11 protein-coding genes, 2 tRNA genes and 3 rRNA genes are annotated in these 20,362 nt (G+C 55.6%); 5 read left to right on the top strand and 11 right to left on the bottom strand.

Annotated features, from left to right (window positions below; genetic code table 11):
• Positions 1–12: 12 nt before the first annotated feature.
• On the bottom strand, positions 13–468 hold the full coding sequence (locus M504_RS14545) for a peroxiredoxin (RefSeq protein WP_047492677.1): 456 nt from the start codon (positions 466–468) through the stop codon (positions 13–15).
• Between the two features lie 58 nt (positions 469–526).
• Between M504_RS14545 and M504_RS14540 the strand changes: the two genes are divergently transcribed.
• Together M504_RS14540 and M504_RS14535 are read left to right on the top strand one after the other, a co-directional pair.
• The gene (locus tag M504_RS14540) at positions 527–2,236 is read left to right on the top strand and encodes a hypothetical protein (RefSeq protein WP_047492675.1); all 1,710 of its coding nucleotides are present in this window, start codon (positions 527–529) and stop codon (positions 2,234–2,236) included.
• Between the two features lie 41 nt (positions 2,237–2,277).
• Positions 2,278–2,952: a ribonuclease HI family protein gene (locus M504_RS14535; RefSeq protein ID WP_047492673.1), complete on the top strand. Its 675-nt coding sequence runs from the start codon at positions 2,278–2,280 to the stop codon at positions 2,950–2,952.
• Between the two features lie 352 nt (positions 2,953–3,304).
• Here the strand turns inward: M504_RS14535 and rrf are convergent.
• The 6 genes from rrf to M504_RS14505 all read right to left on the bottom strand — a co-directional run bounded on the left by rrf (position 3,305) and on the right by M504_RS14505 (position 11,358).
• Positions 3,305–3,421 (bottom strand): 5S ribosomal RNA (gene rrf / locus M504_RS14530).
• 147 nt (positions 3,422–3,568) lie between these two features.
• Positions 3,569–6,514, bottom strand: a 23S ribosomal RNA gene (locus M504_RS14525).
• Positions 6,515–6,794: 280 nt separating this feature from the next.
• Positions 6,795–6,870, bottom strand: a tRNA-Ala gene (locus tag M504_RS14520).
• Positions 6,871–6,923: 53 nt separating this feature from the next.
• Positions 6,924–7,000: transfer RNA gene (locus M504_RS14515), tRNA-Ile, on the bottom strand.
• A 291-nt stretch (positions 7,001–7,291) separates the two neighbouring features.
• Positions 7,292–8,791, bottom strand: a 16S ribosomal RNA gene (locus tag M504_RS14510).
• Together the 16S, 23S and 5S rRNA genes with 2 tRNA genes alongside form the textbook arrangement of a ribosomal RNA operon.
• Before the next feature lie 1,034 nt (positions 8,792–9,825).
• Positions 9,826–11,358, bottom strand: coding sequence for a S10 family peptidase (locus tag M504_RS14505; RefSeq protein ID WP_047492670.1), 1,533 nt, complete (start codon positions 11,356–11,358; stop codon positions 9,826–9,828).
• Positions 11,359–11,460: 102 nt separating this feature from the next.
• Here M504_RS14505 and M504_RS14500 point away from each other — a divergent pair, with 102 nt between their 5' ends.
• From M504_RS14500 to M504_RS14490, 3 genes are all read left to right on the top strand, one after another.
• Entirely contained in the window at positions 11,461–12,072 is a 612-nt protein-coding gene (locus M504_RS14500) for a DUF4126 domain-containing protein (RefSeq protein WP_047492666.1), read from the top strand.
• A 63-nt stretch (positions 12,073–12,135) separates the two neighbouring features.
• Positions 12,136–13,077 carry a branched-chain amino acid transaminase gene (locus M504_RS14495; RefSeq protein WP_047492663.1) on the top strand — a complete coding sequence of 314 codons (942 nt, stop codon included), beginning with the start codon at positions 12,136–12,138 and terminating at the stop codon, positions 13,075–13,077.
• A 101-nt stretch (positions 13,078–13,178) separates the two neighbouring features.
• Entirely contained in the window at positions 13,179–13,919 is a 741-nt protein-coding gene (locus M504_RS14490; protein WP_047492660.1) for a class I SAM-dependent methyltransferase, read from the top strand.
• Between the two features lie 34 nt (positions 13,920–13,953).
• Here the strand turns inward: M504_RS14490 and M504_RS14485 are convergent, their stop codons facing one another.
• The 4 genes from M504_RS14485 to M504_RS14470 all read right to left on the bottom strand — a co-directional run bounded on the left by M504_RS14485 (position 13,954) and on the right by M504_RS14470 (position 20,336).
• Positions 13,954–15,285, bottom strand: a complete 1,332-nt coding sequence (locus M504_RS14485; protein ID WP_047492657.1) for an NAD(P)/FAD-dependent oxidoreductase — start codon at positions 15,283–15,285, stop codon at positions 13,954–13,956.
• A 68-nt stretch (positions 15,286–15,353) separates the two neighbouring features.
• Positions 15,354–18,188: an IPT/TIG domain-containing protein gene (locus M504_RS14480; protein ID WP_047492653.1), complete on the bottom strand. Its 2,835-nt coding sequence runs from the start codon at positions 18,186–18,188 to the stop codon at positions 15,354–15,356.
• Positions 18,185–18,793, bottom strand: a complete 609-nt coding sequence (locus M504_RS14475) for a hypothetical protein (protein WP_047492650.1) — start codon at positions 18,791–18,793, stop codon at positions 18,185–18,187. The genes M504_RS14480 and M504_RS14475 overlap by 4 nt, the downstream gene beginning before the upstream one ends.
• Before the next feature lie 97 nt (positions 18,794–18,890).
• Positions 18,891–20,336, bottom strand: a complete 1,446-nt coding sequence (locus M504_RS14470; protein WP_047492648.1) for a sodium:solute symporter — start codon at positions 20,334–20,336, stop codon at positions 18,891–18,893.
• Positions 20,337–20,362 lie beyond the last annotated feature (26 nt).

The following is a 20,362-nucleotide window of genomic DNA, read 5'->3' as shown; positions in this document are numbered from 1 at the left end:
TATTCCAGACAGCTATGCCTTGCGGATAGCCTCCAGCATCTCTGCTGCATGGCCTTCGGGCTTTACCTTGCGAAATTCGGCTGTGAGTTTGCCTTCGCGATCAAACAAGAACGTGGACCGCTCAATTTTGATCACGGGCCTGCCATACATGGTGGCGTCGCGCACCACATCAAACTGTTTGGCCACAGTCAGTTCCGGATCGGCCAGCAACGTATAGGGAAGCGAAAACTTTGTGGCGAATTTCTTCTGTTTCGACTCTGTATCACGCGAAATGCCCAGCAAAACCGCGCCCGCGGACTTCAGCTTGCTGTAGATATCGCGAAATTCGCAGGCTTCCACGGTGCAGCCCGGCGTGTCGGCACGTGGGTAGAAAAACAGCACCACGGGCGACCCGCGAAACTGTGAAAGTGAGACGCTGTTGCCGTCCTGGTCGTTGAGCGAAAAGTCTACGATGTCGCCAATCTTCATAGTTCCTAGCTTACGCCGCGTATGCTGTTGAGAACGTTTCGCCGTCCAATGGAGTAGTATGCACGCCCGTAAGTTCGCCGTCCGATGGCTCTCTGCCGCAACCGTGTTGTGCTCGCTGCCCCTTGCGGCGGTGGCGCAAATGCACAAGGTTGCGAAACCGGATCAGGTGACGCGCGCCGTCGCGCTGTACGAATACGTTGGCGACGACCCCATAAAGCCAAAGGCAGCCCGGCTGATCCCGGTGTCGCTTTTCATTGGCGGTCATTATGAGGATGCTGGGATTTATCTGGCGCGCCCCGTCCCCTTTGCCCTGGAATCCGGCATCCGTTACGACCTGCAAAAGAGCGGCACACAGCAGAACGTGTTCGACCTGATCGCTTCGCGAAATTTTGCAGGAAGCGCTATCGCCGCGAATCTTCCCTTTGACGATGGCTGGTTTGGGTACGGACGAGTATCAACGCCAAAGGCGCCAAAGGCCGGACGCATCCGACCGAACTGCGGCAACGCCCACGTGGTGCAGGAAGCCCCCAAAGACGATGGCAAGCCACACTTCGGTTCCAAGTCTGCTGATACTAAAACCATCGATCCCAAGGCGACAGCAGCCGCAATTCCGGATGAATGTCGGGAAGAAGATACTCCCGCCAAAGTGACGCTGGACGACTACGGTTCGGGCAAGAAGGATAAGGACGCCGCTGATCCAGAGCGTCCCACGCTGCACCGCTCGCCGGAATCCTCCGCACACAACACCGGAGATCAGAGCAAGGCGAACAAGAAGGACTCCAAGAAGCCACCCGAGGCGACCGTTACGCAGAACAATGCTCCTGCCGACGATCCGGATCGCCCCACCATCCGCCATCGCGCTGCCGAGGAAGATGATCCGAATGCGCTTCCGCCAGACCCCATGGAACTGGCCAGCCGTAGCACCGCAAAGGCCGCCGAAACACGCGCTGCGGGGCCGACTGACGCTCGCTCTTCTGCGAACGAGACGGTAGCCGAAAACGGCACGATCTCCAGCGGTGACACTATGTCTGGTGGTCCTGTCCTGCGACGCGGCGCTATCACCACGGCGAAAGACGACACCCAGGCGGTCGTGAAAGTAAAAGCTGCGGCTGGCTCGACTCTTTCGACACCGCTGGAGTCGATTGTTGCTGTCAGTGATGCGAAAGACCGCCCACAGCACGATTTCACCTACAAGTTTGCGAGCAATACCGAACGTGCTACGGCTTTAAGCGCCCTGGAAGATCTGGCCCGCGCGGTCGTGCTGAATCCTGCACTGGCGACCGACGCCTTGGAAACGACCGCAGCGCCTCAGGCTCCTGTAGCAAGCCCGACTAAGTCCGCGAAAACAGTGAAAGCACCTGCCGTTCACACCCGGAGTACAAAACCCACGAAGGCTGCCCCTGCACCTTCTCTCTCGTTCGCAGACGAACAAATGGGTGCTTATCAGCTCTATTTCAGCGCGCCCGTCAGTTACACCTTCTTCGCGCGGGTTCCTGCGACAGATTCAACGCCAGAGCGGTACGTCACAGTTGTAGCGAATACCGATCCTGACGGCACACTTCATCCGGCAATGCGAACGGTCACCGATAGCACGCACCTCGACCGGATTCCACGTTATCGTCCCATTGACGTGGTGGACGCTGACGCGACCAATCGCGCCGAAATCCTCATGGAGCTTCGTCACGGTAGCTCGCGGCAGTTTGCCCTCTATCGTTTGCTCGGGAATAAGACGGACCAGGTGTTCATTAGCGGGACTACTGTCTTATAGGACATGGAGAATAGGTACGAGGTACCTGTTTTAATAGATCGATGTCTACTGGAGATCTATTCGCGTCCCCCCAGCCCTCAGCCTCCCGCAGCACTGCGGCCATTACTCTTCTGGCGCATTGCGATGGAGGCGCAAGGGGTAATCCCGGCCCTGCAGGCTACGGCGCTGTTATCGCAAAAGAAGACGGCGTTGTCCTTGCAGAGCTAAGCGAATTCCTAGGGTTCAAAACTAATAATTTTGCTGAATATAGCGGCCTCCTGGGTGTTCTCCAGTGGGCTTTGGATAACGGATATAGCCGTGTCAAAGTCGTAAGCGACAGCGAGCTCATGGTGAAACAGATTCAAGGCAAGTACAAGGTCAACAGCCCTGATCTGCGACCGCTCTTCGAGGAAGCCAAGCGACGGATCGCTCGCCTGGAACTCTTCAATATCTCGCACGCTCTGCGGCACAAAAACAAAACAGCAGACCGTCTTGCCAATGAGGCCATGGATCGCGGCATGGGGAAGACGGCGGCTCCTCCCAAAGCCACACCCTATCCACAAAAGGCTGCGGAACCAGCAGCACCGCGCCGCATGGATCCCGCTCCTCAACGGTCCGAAGCCTTAGCTCCACCTCAGGGTGAGATGCTGCGAGGCTTTGTCCGGGACGGTGCCATTCATCTTCTGGGTGGCAAGAGTCTTCCGGACGGTGTCTTCGTCAAGATCATCCGCGAATAAGTAGAAAGTCGGCACGATAAGCCCAGGGCTTCCGATAACTCGGGAGCCCTTATTAATGCGGATGCCCACTTTTGGCGGAAGAGGGAATCGTTCTGCGCGCGAGCAATCAAGCACGCCCACGTGTAACACCTGAATCACACCAAGTCAGATCACATAGAAATCGATTGTTCCCTTTGCCTTCTTTGCTCGTCGCAGGCGAGTAAAGAAGGTTGTTTTTCATGGGAATTCAGCCGCAGCACCGAGGTCCGCGAGTCACAATATGTCCCGCACTAATTATCTAAGTCGATGACATCGATTTAATAACTGCACAAAAACGAAAAGCCCACTCCGAAGAGTGGGCTTTTCAATGTAATGCTGGCGATCACCTAATCTCCCACACAGCTACCCGTGCAGTACCATCGGCCCAGCGAGACTTAACTTCCGTGTTCGGGATGGGAACGGGTGTGACCCTCGCGGTATTATCACCAGCAAATTGTCGAAACTCGCATGTGCGAGGTTTCACGACTGAATAGATTGAGTAGACGATATACCAAAATTTGGATTTGTCTTATATAACTACTTGGCTTGTATTGAATTATCTCTCTAGGTCGCAGAGTTTCTGCGCAGAGTAAATTCTATGATCAAGCCGAACGGGCGATTAGTACTGGTAAGCTACATGCATTGCTGCACTTCCACATCCAGCCTATCAACCTGGTGGTCTTCCAGGGCCCTTCTTATCCCTTACGGGTTGGGAGATCTCATCTTAGGGCATGCTTCCCGCTTATATGCATTCAGCGGTTATCATAACCGAACTTCGCTACCCAGCCGTGCCTTTGGCAAGACAACTGGAACACAAGAGGTTCGTCCATCCCGGTCCTCTCGTACTAAGGACAGCCCCCTTCAAATCTCCTACGCCCACAGCAGATAGAGACCGAACTGTCTCGCGACGTTCTGAACCCAGCTCACGTACCGCTTTAATAGGCGAACAGCCTAACCCTTGGAACCTTCTACAGCTCCAGGATGCGATGAGCCGACATCGAGGTGCCAAACCATTGCGTCGATATGAACTCTTGGCAATGATCAGCCTGTTATCCCCGGCGTACCTTTTATCCGTTGAGCGATGGCCCTTCCATACAGAACCACCGGATCACTAAAGCCTGCTTTCGCATCTGCTCGACTTGTAGGTCTCGCAGTTAACCACACTTATGCTTTTGCACTCGACGGCTGATTTCCAAACAGCCTGAGTGTAGCTTCGCGCGCCTCCGTTACAATTTAGGAGGCGACCGCCCCAGTCAAACTACCCGTCTTACTATGTCCCTCTCCCCGATAAGGGGAGGAGGTTAGAGTCACAACAATCGCAGGGTGGTATCTCACCGTTGGCTCCTCCGAATCCGAGAACCCGGAATCAAAGCCTCCCACCTATCCTGCGCAGCAATTGCCGTAACCCACAGTAAAAGTATAGTAAAGGTGCACGGGGTCTTTTCGTCTAGCTGCGGGTAACCGGCATCTTCACCGGTACTACAAGTTCGCCGAGCAACTCGTTAAGACAGTCGTACGATCGTTACTCCATTCGTGCAGGTCGGAACTTACCCGACAAGGAATTTCGCTACCTTAGGACCGTTATAGTTACGGCCGCCGTTCACTGGGGCTTCAATTCAGAGCTTCGCTTGCGCTAACCCCTCCTTTTAACCTTCCAGCACCGGGCAGGAGTCAGCCCCTATACGTCGTTTTAGACTTTGCAGAGACCTGTGTTTTTGTTAAACAGTCGCCGTACGCGTTTCACTGCGGCCACCTCGGGCTATTAACCCTACCGTGGCGACCCTTCTCCCGAAGTTACGGGTCTAATTTGCCGAGTTCCTTAACAAGCCTTCACTCGAGCGCCTTTGGATATTCTCCTCGTCTACCTGTGTCGGTTTGGGGTACGGTTCCCAATCGTTCTCCTTAGAGGTTTTTCTTGACAGCGTGAAATCAGCAGCTTACACCCTTAAGGGCTTGCTTTGCACCTCACTGTTAAGACCAAACGGATTTGCCTATCTGGTCCAGCTTACGTGCATCGACCGCCATAGCCATATGACGACCTGCCTATCCTTCTGTGTCACCCCATCGTAATAACGACCAATTGGGAGGTCCGGAATATTAACCGGATGTCCATCGCTTACGCCTTTCGGCCTCAGCTTAGGGACCGCCTAACCCTGAGCGGATTAACCTTCCTCAGGAAACCTTAGACTTTCGGCGTGAAGGGTTCTCACCTTCATTATCGCTACTTATGCCGGCAGGGTCTCTTCTCGAAACTCCATACGTCTTCTCAGTCGTACTTCATTGTCGCGAGAATGCTCTCCTACCACGCACACCAAAGGTGTGCATCCGCTGCTTCGGTATATAGTTTTAGCCCCGTTGTATTGTCGGCACCGGACCGCTTGACCAGTGAGCTATTACGCTTTCTTTAAAGGATGGCTGCTTCTAAGCCAACCTCCTGGCTGTCTGAGCGTTCCGACTTCCTTTCCCACTTAACTATAATTTGGGGACCTTAGCAGGCGGTCTGGACTGTTTTCCTCTCGACTGTGAAGCTTAGCCCCCACAGTCTGACTCCCGGGCTGGTTGTCATTGGCATTCGAAGTTTGGCTGGATTCAGTAAGCCGGAAAGCCCCCTAGTCCAATCATGTCTCTACCACCAACGCAAATCACCCGAGGCTAGCCCTAAAGCTATTTCGGAGAGAACGAGCTATCACGGAATTTGATTAGCCTTTCACCCCTACCCTCAGCTCATCCGAGCTTTTTTCAACAAACACCGGTTCGGTCCTCCAATGGGTGTTACCCCATCTTCAACCTGGCCAAGGGTAGATCATCCCGCTTCGCGTCTATTCCTGCCAACTTAACGCCCTATTCAGACTCGCTTTCGCTGCGGCTCGCTCACGCTTAACCTTGCTGACAAGAATAACTAGCCGGCTCATTATGCAATAGGCACGCGGTCAGACATTCCCTTACGGGCATAGTCCTCCCACTGCTTGTAGGCACACGGTTTCAGGTACTTTTCACTCCCCTCAAAGGGGTACTTTTCGCCTTTCCCTCACGGTACTGGTTCACTATCGGTCAGAATCGAGTATTTAGCCTTACGGGATGGTCCCCGCGGATTCAAGCAGGGTTTCTCGTGCCCCGCCTTACTCAGGTACCTGCTTCGAGTCCAGATAAATTTCGTTTACGCGCCTGTCACGCTCTGTGGGGCCCCTTTCCAAGGGCTTCGACTATCTACTGGATTGGTAACTCTACTGTTGCAGGCCCTACAACCCCCGTGTTACCGAAATAAAACGGGTTTGGGCTATTCCGAGTTCGCTCGCCACTACTATCGGAATCGAGGTTTCTTTCTTCTCCTGGGGGTACTGAGATGGTTCACTTCCCCCCGTTCGCCTGAGCCCGCCTATGTATTCAGCGGGTCATACATACGGTTTGCGTATGTGGGTTTCCCCATTCGGAAATCTCCGGATCAACGCCTGTGTGCGGCTCCCCGAAGCTTATCGCAGCTTGCCACGTCCTTCATCGCCTGATTCTGCCAAGGCATCCACCGTGCGCCCTTAGTAGCTTGTTCATAGAATTTACTCGCACGCAGATTACTCTGTTGCGAGTGTCCATATTATTCGCCTTGTTACTTATCCTAAAGACACATTCATTACTAAATCTTCAGTTTTGCAGAGACTACCTGCAAGCTGAAGGCTCAGCCTTGTAGTTATGTTTACCCAATCTATTCAGTTGTCAAACATCACACACGCTTCTGCGTGCTGCACCCTGGGGTGCTGGACGATGCTCTGTCCAAGGCTCAGACCATTTGGTCTCAACCTCATCCAGATCCTTAATCTTTTCGAGAGTATTGGTGGAGCTGACCGGGATCGAACCGATGACATCCTGCTTGCAAAGCAGGCGCTCTCCCAACTGAGCTACAGCCCCATTCGCACCAACTTGATTAGAGTATCTCCGTTCAAGGAGGCTCGTCAAGAGGATGGTGGGCCTGGGTAGATTCGAACTACCGACCTCACCCTTATCAGGGGTGCGCTCTAGCCAACTGAGCTACAGGCCCAGGTCAGAGGTATGCACCCGATAACTTATCGCTACCGGGTGCAGCCCCTAAATTCCCTTGAGCTCCCTGCCGAAGCAGTTGGCTCTCGAAAGATTTTCGAGGACACAGTTGAACGTGCGGATCGACTAAGTCAATCGTTGACCATCGTGTAGATAATCATTAACCAAAGAGAGGCTTAGTTCAGACTCTTACTTAGCCGAAGCTTCGTAAGGTGTCCGGGCCAGAAGAAACTCACTCGAGGTGCTCGCGATACGCGAGACGCTTCTTCTTTCCGGATCGGTTTCTCTTTAGAAAGGAGGTGATCCAGCCGCAGGTTCTCCTACGGCTACCTTGTTACGACTTCACCCCAATCATGAATTACACCTTGGGCGGCTGCTCCCTTGCGGTTAGCGCACCGACTTCTAGTGCAACCCACTTTCGTGATGTGACGGGCGGTGTGTACAAGGCCCGGGAACGTATTCACCGCAGCATTCTGATCTGCGATTACTAGCGATTCCAGCTTCATGGAGTCGAGTTGCAGACTCCAATCCGAACTGAGGCCGGCTTTTTCCGATTGGCTCCCCCTCGCGGGTTCGCAGCGGTTTGTACCGGCCATTGTAGCACGTGTGTAGCCCTGGACATAAAGGCCATGAGGACTTGACGTCATCCCCACCTTCCTCCCCGTTATCCGAGGCGGTTTCGCCAGAGTGCTCAACTAAATGGTAGCAACTGGAGATAAGGGTTGCGCTCGTTGCGGGACTTAACCCAACATCTCACGACACGAGCTGACGACAGCCATGCAGCACCTATATACGGGCCTATTGCTAGGCGCACCTATTTCTAAGTGATTCCCGTACATTTCGAGCCCAGGTAAGGTTCTTCGCGTTGCGTCGAATTAAACCACATGCTCCACCGCTTGTGCGGGCCCCCGTCAATTCCTTTGAGTTTCAGCCTTGCGACCGTACTCCCCAGGCGGATTGCTTATCGCGTTAGCTTCGACACGGCAGGATTGGGTACCTGCCACATCAAGCAATCATCGTTTAGGGCTAGGACTACCAGGGTATCTAATCCTGTTTGCTCCCCTAGCTTTCGCGCCTCAGCGTCAGTAATGGTCCAGTGAGCCGCTTTCGCCACAGGTGTTCCTTCCGATATCTACGCATTTCACCGCTACACCGGAAATTCCACTCACCTCTCCCATACTCAAGCCCGGCAGTTTTCGGTGCAGACTTCGAGTTGAGCCCGAAGATTTCACACCAAACTTGCCAAACCGCCTACGCGCCCTTTACGCCCAATAATTCCGAACAACGCTTGCCCCCCTCGTATTACCGCGGCTGCTGGCACGAAGTTAGCCGGGGCTTCTTCTATAGGTACCGTCATTATCTTCCCTATCGAAAGGAGTTTACGTCCCAAGAGACTTCATCCTCCACGCGGCGTTGCTGCGTCAGGGTTTCCCCCATTGCGCAAAATTCCCCACTGCTGCCTCCCGTAGGAGTCTGGACCGTGTTTCAGTTCCAGTGTGTCCGTGCGCCCTCTCAGGCCGGATACAGATCATCGCCTTGGTGGGCCATTACCCCGCCAACTAGCTAATCTGCCGCGAACTCCTCTCCAAGCGCATTGCTGCTTTGACTCGTAAGTGTTATGCGGTATTAGCTAAGGTTTCCCTCAGTTATTCCCCACTCGGAGGTAGATCATTCACGTGTTACTCACCCGTGCGCCACTTTACTCAGGACCGAAGTCCCTTTCTCGTGCGACTTGCATGTGTTAGGCACGCCGCCAGCGTTGATTCTGAGCCAGGATCAAACTCTCGTTTGAATACTGGTTGGCTGCGCTACAGGACGGAGGTCCGTAGCTCTCAGCCGCCCCGCAGCGCTCGAAAAGGCTGCGAGGATAAAACTAGTGAGATTGACTAAACCGTAAGGTCTAATGCATCTCACGACTGGCACGTTCAACCATGTTGTCAAAGATCCTAGTCAGATCAGGCCTAAGCCGTCTGCTTTGGATCAAGGACGCTGTCAGTCATCGACTCGACAGTTGTGTCCTCGAACTTGTATGAGCTAGTGTCTTATACGCTTTTCGCGTCTTGGCTACTTGCTCGCTGTATTCTCGCTACTTCGTAGCTGAACCGCGTCGCTTTCGCTCTCGACTGCCTTGCTGCAACTTCTTAAGAGTATCTCGTTTTCGCTTGCTTGTCAAGCCGCTCGCCTCTATACTATTAAGCTCGTTTGCTCGATCCTCTTGGTCGACGCTAGCCCCGCGGGCAACGCTTACTTAGCAGTATGGAAACGGCGGCGACTTAGCTTTCTTAGCGAAGACGCACTCTACGCAAGTCGCGCAGACATTTACCGCTCACAATCTTAAAAACATCTCAAGCGCAAACTGCGATTAACATCGCAAACGTTTGGCCCGGGGCTTCTGCCCCTTCGAAACCTTAATTACAGTGCTTGGGTTTGTCGATTGGGTTACCGGAACTTTCGCTCTCGGTTAACCACTGCGTGACAAACGCTTGGACTGACTTGCTGCTCTTTCGAGTCTTACGCTGCAGGCTGCCTTTCGGCTACCCACTCGACCGCTTCATACTGACCGCTTGTCGACTTTTCTTTTATATCAAGCCTTTCGGCTCTTGTCAACTTGCAGCGTTTCGCTTGCCGGTTGACTTTTCATTTATACAAACCGCTTTGGCTTGTGTCAAGCGGCTTGTTTCTTACCACTTGCTTGCTACTTTCGTTTCGCGCTCAACCGCTGCGCTCGACTTGATTGACATTACAGGGTCGCCCGCCTCAGTGCAACCGCAGACGTGGAAAAGGCTGCGGAAAACATCGCCGCAGCCTCGCATAACTTACTCCAAATTAATGACTTGTAAAAAGTTCACGGGCATCCTGCTTCAGGCTCTTCTGACTGCCGGGACGCGTGTAGAACATGTGTCCACCGGGGTATTCATGGATCAGAATTCTTTGTGCCGTGGCCTGCGGTATCTGATTCACGGTCACAACCGACCCCATAAAGGGGCAGGAGAGATCGTTCCAGCCATGCGCAATCAAAACATGCAGCTTTGGATCGGCTGCAACGGCTTGCCGGAGCTGGGTTCCGGACCCGCTGCGCTCATCCTGTCCCGCACGATCCCACATGCGACCTACCTCAGAGCTAAGAGCGTTATATCGAGCATCGATCTTCCATCCCACGGTCTGGGTGACGAAATTGACCATGCTTTGCGTCAACGGAGCGATGATTGTGTCCAGGATGGGATCGCTGGTCTTCTGATCGCGGTTATAGGGAAACGGATCCAGCGCCGTGACATTCGAGTCATACACGCTGCCCAGCTTTCCTTCCTTGCGATGAACCTCTCGCAGGAAGACACGCGGCTCAATGCGACCACCCTCAGCACGCACGAAATCAGGATCGAGCCCGGTAAGCTGTGTCACCTTCGCAACCATGCGATCCTTCGTGCCAGGATCGGAGCTGCCACGAATCAGGTCCGTAGCGTATTCCCCCTCGGCATAGTCCATGACATCCTTCATCGACGCGGACGTCAGTTTCCCCTGGCGCTCAAGATTCGCAGCAGCCATAGATGGCATGGTGACGATCCACGGCAGCGGAGACAGATCACCGTTATCGGTAATGCTGGGATTCAGGTACGGCGACACGAGCACAACGCCGTTCAGCCCCACTCCAAGCTGCGTTTGCAGATAGCGCGTGATGCGAGGACCACGGAAGCCGCCATAGCTTTCGCCAACCAGATATTTGCGCGACATCATGCGGCCGTTCTTCAGCAGCCAGTCATAGATGATGCGCGAGAGATAGTTCACATCGGCAGTTGGCGCGTAGAAAAGCTTCTTCGACTCTGCTTCGGAAACCTCAGAACGGCTGAAGCCCGTGCCGATGGGATCAATGAAGACCAAATCGGTAAAGTCCAGCCATGTGCCGGGATTGTCGACCAGCGTGGGCGTGTCGGAAGGGGAAGAGTTGTCCTCGCCAAACGGAACACGCTTGGGGCCGATCGCTCCGAAGTTCAGGTAGACGCTGGCAGCACCGGGGCCACCATTGAGTGCAAACGTCACCGGGCGATCCGCGCCCGGCACAGTGTAAGAAGTGAAAACGACTTGCCCAGCCACCTTGCCATCTGCATTCCGCACCGGCAAGGTGCCAACCGTGACGGTGTATTTCAGCGGCTTGCCATCCACAGTAATGCTCTGTTCCACATGCGCATCCCGGGGAAGCGCCGGAAACGATGGCTTGTCCTTCGCATCCTTGGGTGCATCTTTTGCGGCGGCGGGTGGAGTTCCCTGCGGCGGTTGATCGCCCTGTTCCTGGGCGAAGCAGGAGGCAGAAACACACAGTACCGCGGCCAGTGCCAGGTGATGAGAAAGCAAGGAAAATCGCATGCGTAACACGGTATCAGCAACTTCCTCCAAGGTGCGATAACACGACAGTGGCCTGCTCCCCCGTTGAGCAGTAAACTGAGGCCCGCCGCATCGGAGGCCATCGTGAGCTTCACTCCCGGTAACCTTGCCGCGCTGATCATTGCCGCCAGTTTCTCTGCTGGTCTGAATACTTACGCCACTCTGCTGACGTTGGGATTAGCGGCGCACACGCGCTGGGTGCAACTTCCGCCTGGGTTGGAGGTCGTTGGCAACTGGTGGGTGATCGGGGTCTGCTCCGTGCTTTTTCTAGCAGAATTCATTGCAGATAAAGTTCCCGCCCTGGACGTAGCCTGGAACGCACTTCATACCGTCGTGCGCATTCCCGTAGCGGCGTTGCTCGCTTATCGAGCCACAGAACACCTCACACCACCGATGCAGATCGCCGCGATTGCTGCCGGGGCGGCCATTGCCGCTTTAGCGCACACATCCAAAACCGCGCTTCGTGTGGCCGTTGCACCGTCGCCGGAACCCTTCTCGAACATTGCGCTTAGCAGCACGGAAGACGTGGCAGCCGTTGGCCTGACATGGTTAGCCACCTCGCGTCCGTGGGTTTCCGCGTCCATTGTGCTTGTGCTTCTTGCCATCGCTTTGTTCGCCATCCGATGGGTCATACGGCTCTTTCGACGGGCCTTCCGCAGCAGTGTCACTGCTCTTCCGCAGCCGCCCATGCCATAAATCCCAAGGAACCATTGGGTATACTGACCTTCACCGGAAGCTCTCTTCCGGCCGGAGCGATTCATGCCCATCCAAACAACTGACAAAATTTGGCACAACGGCACCCTGATTCCCTGGGCCGATGCCAACATTCACGTGATGTCTCACGTGGTGCATTACGGCTCGTCCGTATTTGAAGGCATCCGCGCCTATACACAAGGCGAGAAGGCGGGTATCTTCCGACTTCGTGAGCACATGCAGCGCTTTATTGACTCTGCGCGCATCTATCGCATGCCCCTTCCCTACTCACTTGATGAGCTTTGCCAGGCAGTTGTCGATGTGGTTGATGCGAACGATGTAGCTCCCTGCTACATCCGTCCTGTGGCTTTCCGTGGATATGGTGAGATCGGTGTCAACCCGCTGAAGTCGCCGGTTGAGATCTACATCGCAAACTTCCCCTGGGGCAAGTATGTTCCCGGAAACCAGGGCGCGGATGTCTGCGTGTCCAGCTGGAACCGTCTTGCGCCGAACACGATGCCGTCGCTCGCCAAGGCCGGCGCCAACTACATGAACTCCCAGTTGATCCGCATGGAAGCTGAGATAAACGGCTATGTGGAAGGTATCGCGCTCGATCGCAACGGTTATCTCTCGGAAGGATCGGGCGAGAACCTGTTCCTCATCCGCGAAGGCAAGCTCTTCACCTCGCCACTGGCGAACAGCGTACTCAACGGCATCACACGCGCGTCGGTCATTCAGATCGCGAAAGACTTCGGCATTGAAGTTGTCGAGCAGTCGCTGCCCCGCGAACTCCTCTACCTGTGCGATGAAGCATTCTTCACCGGCACAGCTGCAGAGGTTTCGCACCTGCGCTCAGTGGATCGCATTCTCATCGGCGACGGCTCCATGGGTCCTGTGACGAAGAAGCTGCATGATGAATTCTTCGCATTGGTCAACGGCACCAAGAGTGATCGTTACAACTGGCTGACGCCCGTTAATGTGAAGGTCGCAGAAACCGTCGGCGCATAAACTTCGTTTCATCCAAATACAGAGCGGGCAGCCAACATGGTTGCCCGCTTTGCTTTGGTCGCAATGCTAGACTCGGAACCACTTCATTCGTGAGTCAACCGATGCCCCCAACACACGCTCCCGGAACGGACTACGGCGTCGATGCACCCGCCGTCATGCGCAACCTGTTTCTCGTTGGTTTTGCCTGCCTGTTGGCTGGGCTGCTACTGCCTCCTGTGTTGCATCTTGGACCGATTGCGTTACGAACAAGGCCATCGTTTCTTTGGCCCGCGGGATTTTTCATCGGCGAAGCTGTGCTCTTCCTGCTCTATGTGAAGTACGGCAAGTTCCGGCATCGCGATTTCATGCTCAGTAAACACATGTGGCATGGGGATGAACAAGTACTCGATGTGGGCTGCGGACGCGGTCTCTTGCTTGCGGGTGCTGCGAAGAGGCTCACTACAGGCCACGTCACTGGCATCGATATCTGGTCTACAGAAGACATGGGCGGCAATGCCGAAGCTGCCACACAGAAGAACCTGCAACTGGAGGGCATTGCGGATCGTTGCACGCTCGTTGGCCTGCCCGCGCAGGAGATGCCGTTTGCAGATGCCAGCTTCGACGTTATCGTTTCAAATCTCTGCCTGCACAACATCTATGACAAGCCCACACGCACACAGGCTCTCAATCAGATCATTCGCGTTCTGAAACCAGGTGGCACGGCAGTCATCAGCGACTACAAACTCACCGGGGAATATGCCGACCACTTCCGCAATGCTGGCTTGAACGTGACAACACAATGGGGCAGCTTCGTCACCACGTTTCCGCCTTTGCGAGTCGTGATCGCAAGAAAGCCCGCATAAATTGCGGGCTTTTGCAGCTTCTATGAACGTGCGCTTACGACTGAGAGATGGGTTTCGTGGTCAGCTGGCCTTCAGGATGGTCCTGCACATCCCATCCCGGCAAGGTCTGGTCACCCACGATGAGCCGCGAACCTTCCTCAAAGAACGCATACGTATAGGCCCAGTTGCGGAAGACCGAGAGGCGATTGCGGAAGCCAATGAGAAAGAAGATGTGTACCACCAGCCACGTAAGCCATGCGGGAAACCCGCTGAGGTGTCCCTTGAACGGCCACTTTACATTCGCCACGGCGGCGCTACGTCCAATGGTGGCCATGTCGCCTTTGTCCGCATAGATGAATGGCTTCTTCATGTGCTCGCCACGCACTTCCAGCGCGATAGAGCGCCCTGCATACTCGCCCATCTGCATCGCGGGCTGAGCGACTCCGGGAACAGGCTTGCCTTCGCTGATGGCGGCTGCAAGATCGCCACAGACGAATATCTCCGGATGTCCCTCTGGATGAAGCTGACCATCCACAATCACGCAACCGCGTCTATCCAGCGGTACGCCCAGCAGCGCTCCCAGCGGCGAAGCCGCCACACCTGCCGCCCACACCGTCACCACTGCGTCTATCCGTTCGTCGCCAACCATCACGTAGCCGGGCTTGACATCGGTCACGCGTGTGTTGGTTCGAACCGTCACACCCAGCGCCGCAAGCTGTTCCACTGCCTTATTCTGCAGGTCTTCAGGATATGCACCCAGAATGTGCGGCGAGCCTTCCAAGATCACCACCTGCGCCTTCGCCGGATCAATATGTTTGAAATCGCGACGGATATATAGTTTCGCGATATCGGAGATAGCGCCTGCAAGCTCCACACCCGTAGGCCCACCACCGATGACGACGAAGTTCAACGCCGGATGACGTCCCGTCTCCTGCATCTCGCCTTCGGCAAGTTCAAAGGCAAGCAGAACGCGGCGACGAATCTCCACAGCATCTTCAAGCGTCTTCAATCCCGGCGCCAGGGGAGCCCAGTCCTCGCGGCCAAAGTAGGAATGTGTTGAGCCTGTGGCCAGGATCAGGTAGTCATACTCCAGCATCACACCGCTCTTCAAGGTGACTCGCTGCGCAGCCACATCGAAGCCCACAACTTCATCCATCAGAACCTGTGTATTGGGGGCACGAAGAATTGCGCGAATGGGCTGCGCAATCTCATTGGGCGACAGCACTGCAAGTGCCACCTGATAAAGCAGTGGCTGAAACGTGTGGTGATTGCGACGATCCACCAGCGTGACGCTGACGTCCGCGTCCTTCAATGCTTCCGCGGCCTTTAATCCGGCAAAGCCGCCACCCACAATTAATACCCGCTTGCGTACACCACCTGTTGGCATTCAGGTCGCTCCTTTTGCTGGTCACCCTGTCAGATGCACGAGGACCTGCCTTGGTCGCTACCGAGGGGTCAGGGCATCTTCAACAGCGTAACCGTAACGGCCCCCTGTGTCCCGACAGATGCTGTGATCTTTGTAACGGCGGCGGTATTTGCATATTGCAGTGGCGACACTGTCACCATTCCGTCATCATCGCTGATGACATTGGACGTGGTTGTGCCGTAGACCGGAGCGGTAGGGCATCTGCCACTGGTGCAGGCAGGCTGCCATCCCGATACAGCTTGATACACGGCAACGGTAGCACCGGCAACAGGATTACCGGATGTATCCAACACGCGAAGCGCCACGTTGCCCAGGGAATCCGTTGCAGCCCCACTCTGCGCATCGCCGCTGACCACCGCTGCACGCAGATTGGCAGCAGCAACTCCAATCAGATTCTGCGTACTGCACACCGTGCTCCACGCGCATGCCTGCACCGTTGCGGTCTCGCCATCGCGTAGAGATCCGTTCGCGGCGATACTGGAAAGCCCTCCTGCGCCGACCGCGGATGCAGACGAGGACAGTCCAGCACGCAATGTGGACGCGGTCCACACCACCGATGTACCTGCGGCCGCCGCGCCGTTCTCCGTAACATCGACAGCAGGAGTGAAGACGGCGCCGGAACCTGAGGCAACGTATTCGGTAGGACGCAGCAATGTAACGACGCGTGCCACCGCCGTCGCCGTAAACGAGGCCTGAACCGTGGAGCCTCCCGAAGACACAGCATTCACCGTGATTGCACCGGTAGCACTCGGTGTAACGTACGTCTGAGCTGTGCCGCTGGCGTCCGTCACCAATGTGCATTGCGCAAGATTGCAGGCACTGACGATGCTTCCCGTAGACGCGGAAACCGTGATCTGCCCGTTGCGAACTGCAGCGCCATTCGCGTCGTTCAATTGCAACGCAAGCAAGCTGGGCGTACCCACTGCGACCGAAGCCGCGGGCTGCGAAGTCATTGCAAGGACATCAGACGGAGCGCCGCCGTAAGTGATCGCGCCCGTAATCGTCGTAGATCCACCTGTAGCGAGATCGGTGACCGTAACATTCTTCGCGCCAGTGGAGCCAAGAGCCGGGGCGATGACTCGAATGGAAGTAGCGGAAAGGCTGACAACACTTGCAGCCACACCGCCAACAGTGACCGTGTTGCCCGGCGCGAAACCCGTTCCGGTGACAACAACTGTTCCACCCGAAGACGAAAGCCGCACTGGTGATACTGTATCGGCGTAAAGAACGCGAGCTCGAAAGGTGTAATCCGCGCGACCATCACCACGCGCGTCAGCAATCGCCAAGCGAACGTTTTCCGTTGCAGCAAACGATGCGCGCAACTGCGACATCCCAGGACGTGCTCCATTGAAGGCAACCGTCTGCGCAGCAAGTCCCGGCTGTGTACCCGTCACATCCAATCCATGCCATATTCCTATCAACGGCATAGCCTTTGTGCTGGTCGCGTTGCCATTTTCATCGGTGGCCGTCACCTCCACCGTTGCGGACCGCCCCGCTTTCACCGCAAACCCCATCCATGACGTGTGACCAACACCACAGAGTCGCGAAGACCATGTGCCATCCAATGGAACAGTACCTGGTGCGCTCTCTGTCCCATCCTTTGCAGTGGAGCAGTCCGACGCCGCATCAGGAACTATGTAGGAAATGAACGAATTGGAGCCTGGCGCAAAGCCTCCGTAACTAAGGGAGACGGCAGATCCAGAAGGCGTTGGATCTCCCATCTGGTAGGGCCCTACGGCATACGCCCCTTTGTAAAGCGGGTTCACAGCCTCGGAGGCGATCGTCACGTAAGTACCTGTACTAAGCGGAATGGCACCAAAATTGAATGACGATCCAACATCGCCCAGGATTGGACCATGAATCCCCTGCGTGTCCCCGGAAGCCCCCGTGACTGGATTGCCCCGGTCGAACGACATGTTGAAACCTGTGACATTGGAGACAGACTGAAAGGCATCCACGCCATAGCTTCCCCATCGCTGGAAGCGCGTAACGGTGAGGTTCACTCCGCCTAATGGGCGCGAACCGGGGGCCAGGAAATTGCCATACATGTTCATCATGTTGGCGGCGGCATACGATGTTGTGCTGTCTGCATACAACAACCACATGGCCGCAATGTCATCTTCACGCAGTGTGAACGGCTGCGGTAGACACTGATACGTGTATGGCCCGCAGATGATATCGATCGGATGCATGATGGGCCAGTGCATCTGTTGCGCGTATGTCGGCGCCGGTGCGCCTGTAAAGACGTTGTCGTTCAGCTGTGACCAGCCAATCCCCAACACCCGTCCAAACGCACGCATCAGTTGATATTGAAGCTGCAGCTGTTGCTCCGCCGCCGCCCCGCTGCATCGACCATTCACCACAATCCGTGCATGTGCAATCTTTCCCGGCTGAATGAATAAGTCCACCAGTTCTGTCACACCATTCGTACGACAACTGGCAGGATCACTCGCTCCAGAACCAAGGAGAGCGTCCGTAATGGAACCGTCCGCATCCAGCACTATGGCAATCTGTTTCGAGGTGTAATTGCTGCTGGAAACGTCCGTAGGCCAGATGGGGCCACTGGAACCCATGTATACATTGGTCGAATTAACATCCTCAGCAAGCGCGCCGCCATTCTTCAGCGTGAACGGCAATCCGCTGAGGTTCCACACAGATGCGGCGGCATCCACCAGCGACACGGCAGCAGCATGATTCACGGCAGAGCTCAATGGTCCGGCATCAACGAAGTACTGCACATCGTTGCGATACCAGTTCATGACCTTGCCCACATTCGTCCACTGCGATCCTGCGACCCATCGCGGATTGGACGCGTGTAAGACATTCGCACAGAAGAATAGGATGAAGAGCGTTGCTCGCTTCACTGTGCGACCTCCAGCCGACGCCACGCACGCAACATGGAAGTCACCACCGCGCGATCCATCTGCGAAATGTCGCTTTTTGCGGTCGGTTCAACTGCTGCGAACGTCTGGGCTGCGGGTTGCACAGTGTTGTGAGCGGGAGCTGCAACCTGCACGGCCAGCCATCGCAGATCAACGCTTCCCTGCACGCTGTCACCGTGCATGACAAAGGCACCCACGCCCCCTGCAGGCGAAGCGTAACCGCACGCCGAATTTGCGCGCAACAGCATCAACCGTTGCTCTTTCACGACGTAACGCGAAGGCTCATCCACCCAAAGCCCGGCCCACTCGCGCAACACATACGTCGCGCCATCGCTCACGCCACGGATGCCCTCTATCACCTGAAAGCGCACAGTGACAATCTCGTCATTGCGTTCCACCGCAGTGACTTCGCCGGTAAAGATCACATCTGCACTTGTGTAGAGGGAATGCAGTGCATCTTCCAGTGTCGACGGCGGCGAAGGCAAGCCATCCGTATCCCCTACCGGCATGACACTGTTCATCATCGCTGCGGAACGCGACATATCCGCAAGGCTCTGTTGCGCACGCATTGACACCGCAAGCGTCATCCATACCCCTGCCACGATCAGAGCCCTGCCGTGCAAATTCAAATGAAAGCATCGCATGTGTCCTTTATCGACACACTGCGGCGCAAACTTCAGCCCGTCACACCTGGAACGGCTGCAACTGCTCCTCCGTTGGCTTCGGCGTCATCAGGCTCACTGCAAACAACGCCAATAGACTGACCAAAAGCGCCGGAAGAATTGCATCGCGCTCTGCAATCGCAGCAGGAAATACACGATGTACCCACGCACTATCCCAGCCCACCGTCACCACGGTTCCCAGCGCAATCGAAGTCACCGCGGCCGCGGCCGTAGCACGCTTCCAGAAGAACGCTGCCAGGATCACCGGTGTCAGTGCGGCAGAATAAATCGTGTACGCATAGAGACTCTTTTTCAGCACGCTCTCCGTGCCGAGCGATTGCCAGAGTGCCCACACTCCCAGCAACACCACCATCAAGCGCGACACCAGCAGCACTTCCTGATCGCCCGCTGTCGGGCGCAGATAGCGAACAAACACATCGTTCACAAGATTCGTTGCCGGGCTAAAGAGGTAGTTGTTTGCCGTCGAGATGATCTTCGCAAAGATCGCGCCCATCATCAGCGCACCCAGGAACTCCACCATCGCATTCCCGCGCAGTCCGTTCATCGCAAGATAAGCAAGGATCTCGCGCGGATGCTGGCTCACTTCGCCCGTGGGGAACATCGCAGATCCCACCAGCGCCAGCGCTACAATCGCCGTCTCCAGGACTACCGTGCCAATCACCCAGCCCACTACGGCATTGCGCGCATCGCGCTCACTCTTCGCAGAAAAAAACTTCTGATACATAGACTGATTGCCCAGCATGAGCAAACACGTAGGCAGAAACAACTCTGCTGCCTGCACCGGTGTAATGTCACCCAGTACCATGAAGTGCGTTGCAGGAAGCGCGGCATGCACTGCATGCCATCCGCCCGTCAGATGAATCAGGATGGGCAGCGACAACAGGATCGTTACGGTTGCCAACGATCCAATCACCACATCCATGTACGCGACAGATCCCATACCCGCAATCGCCGTGAAGACAATGACGAATCCCGCAATGATGTAGCGTCCGGCGATAGCGCTAATGCGATCCGGGAAGATGAGATGGAGAATGTCGCCGCCACCGATCAACTGATAGCTGGTGATTGCCGTATAAGTGAACAGTACTGCAATCACACCAAGCACACGCGCCGTTTGGTTATAACGAGCCTCAAGCAAATCCGGAATCGTGAACTTTGCAAACTTACGCGCGCGTGGTGCGATGAAGAAGATCAGCGCCAGGCCGGCCCAGCCGCCGCCACCCTGCCACAGCGCTGCAAAGCCATGGCGATACGCATTCTCCGCGCCACCCAGCAGCGACCCTGAACCAATCCAGCTTGAGAGCAGCGTGAACACCAGCACAGCCGCAGGCAATGTCCGCCCAGCCACCAGGTAATCCGCTTTCGTACGCACCTGCCGAACGCGTGAGAGCGACACTGCAAGCAGCGTCACCACGATCAGCCCAATCACAATTCCATAAAGACTCATGTGCGAATGAGTCTACTCCGGCGGAA

Source organism: Terriglobus sp. TAA 43 (assembly GCF_000800015.1).
GTDB lineage: Bacteria > Acidobacteriota > Terriglobia > Terriglobales > Acidobacteriaceae > Terriglobus.
The sequence above is the reverse complement of the archived record's forward strand: the minus strand, read 5'-3'. Positions and strand labels throughout refer to the sequence as shown.

Coding starts and splice junctions, on each gene's coding strand:
- M504_RS14545 (WP_047492677.1), bottom strand. CDS start 468: ATGAAGATTGGCGACATCGTAGACTTTTCGCTCAACGACCAGGACGGC.
- M504_RS14540 (WP_047492675.1), top strand. CDS start 527: ATGCACGCCCGTAAGTTCGCCGTCCGATGGCTCTCTGCCGCAACCGTG.
- M504_RS14535 (WP_047492673.1), top strand. CDS start 2,278: ATGTCTACTGGAGATCTATTCGCGTCCCCCCAGCCCTCAGCCTCCCGC.
- M504_RS14505 (WP_047492670.1), bottom strand. CDS start 11,358: ATGCGATTTTCCTTGCTTTCTCATCACCTGGCACTGGCCGCGGTACTG.
- M504_RS14495 (WP_047492663.1), top strand. CDS start 12,136: ATGCCCATCCAAACAACTGACAAAATTTGGCACAACGGCACCCTGATT.
- M504_RS14490 (WP_047492660.1), top strand. CDS start 13,179: ATGCCCCCAACACACGCTCCCGGAACGGACTACGGCGTCGATGCACCC.
- M504_RS14485 (WP_047492657.1), bottom strand. CDS start 15,285: ATGCCAACAGGTGGTGTACGCAAGCGGGTATTAATTGTGGGTGGCGGC.
- M504_RS14475 (WP_047492650.1), bottom strand. CDS start 18,793: ATGACGCTTGCGGTGTCAATGCGTGCGCAACAGAGCCTTGCGGATATG.
- M504_RS14470 (WP_047492648.1), bottom strand. CDS start 20,336: ATGAGTCTTTATGGAATTGTGATTGGGCTGATCGTGGTGACGCTGCTT.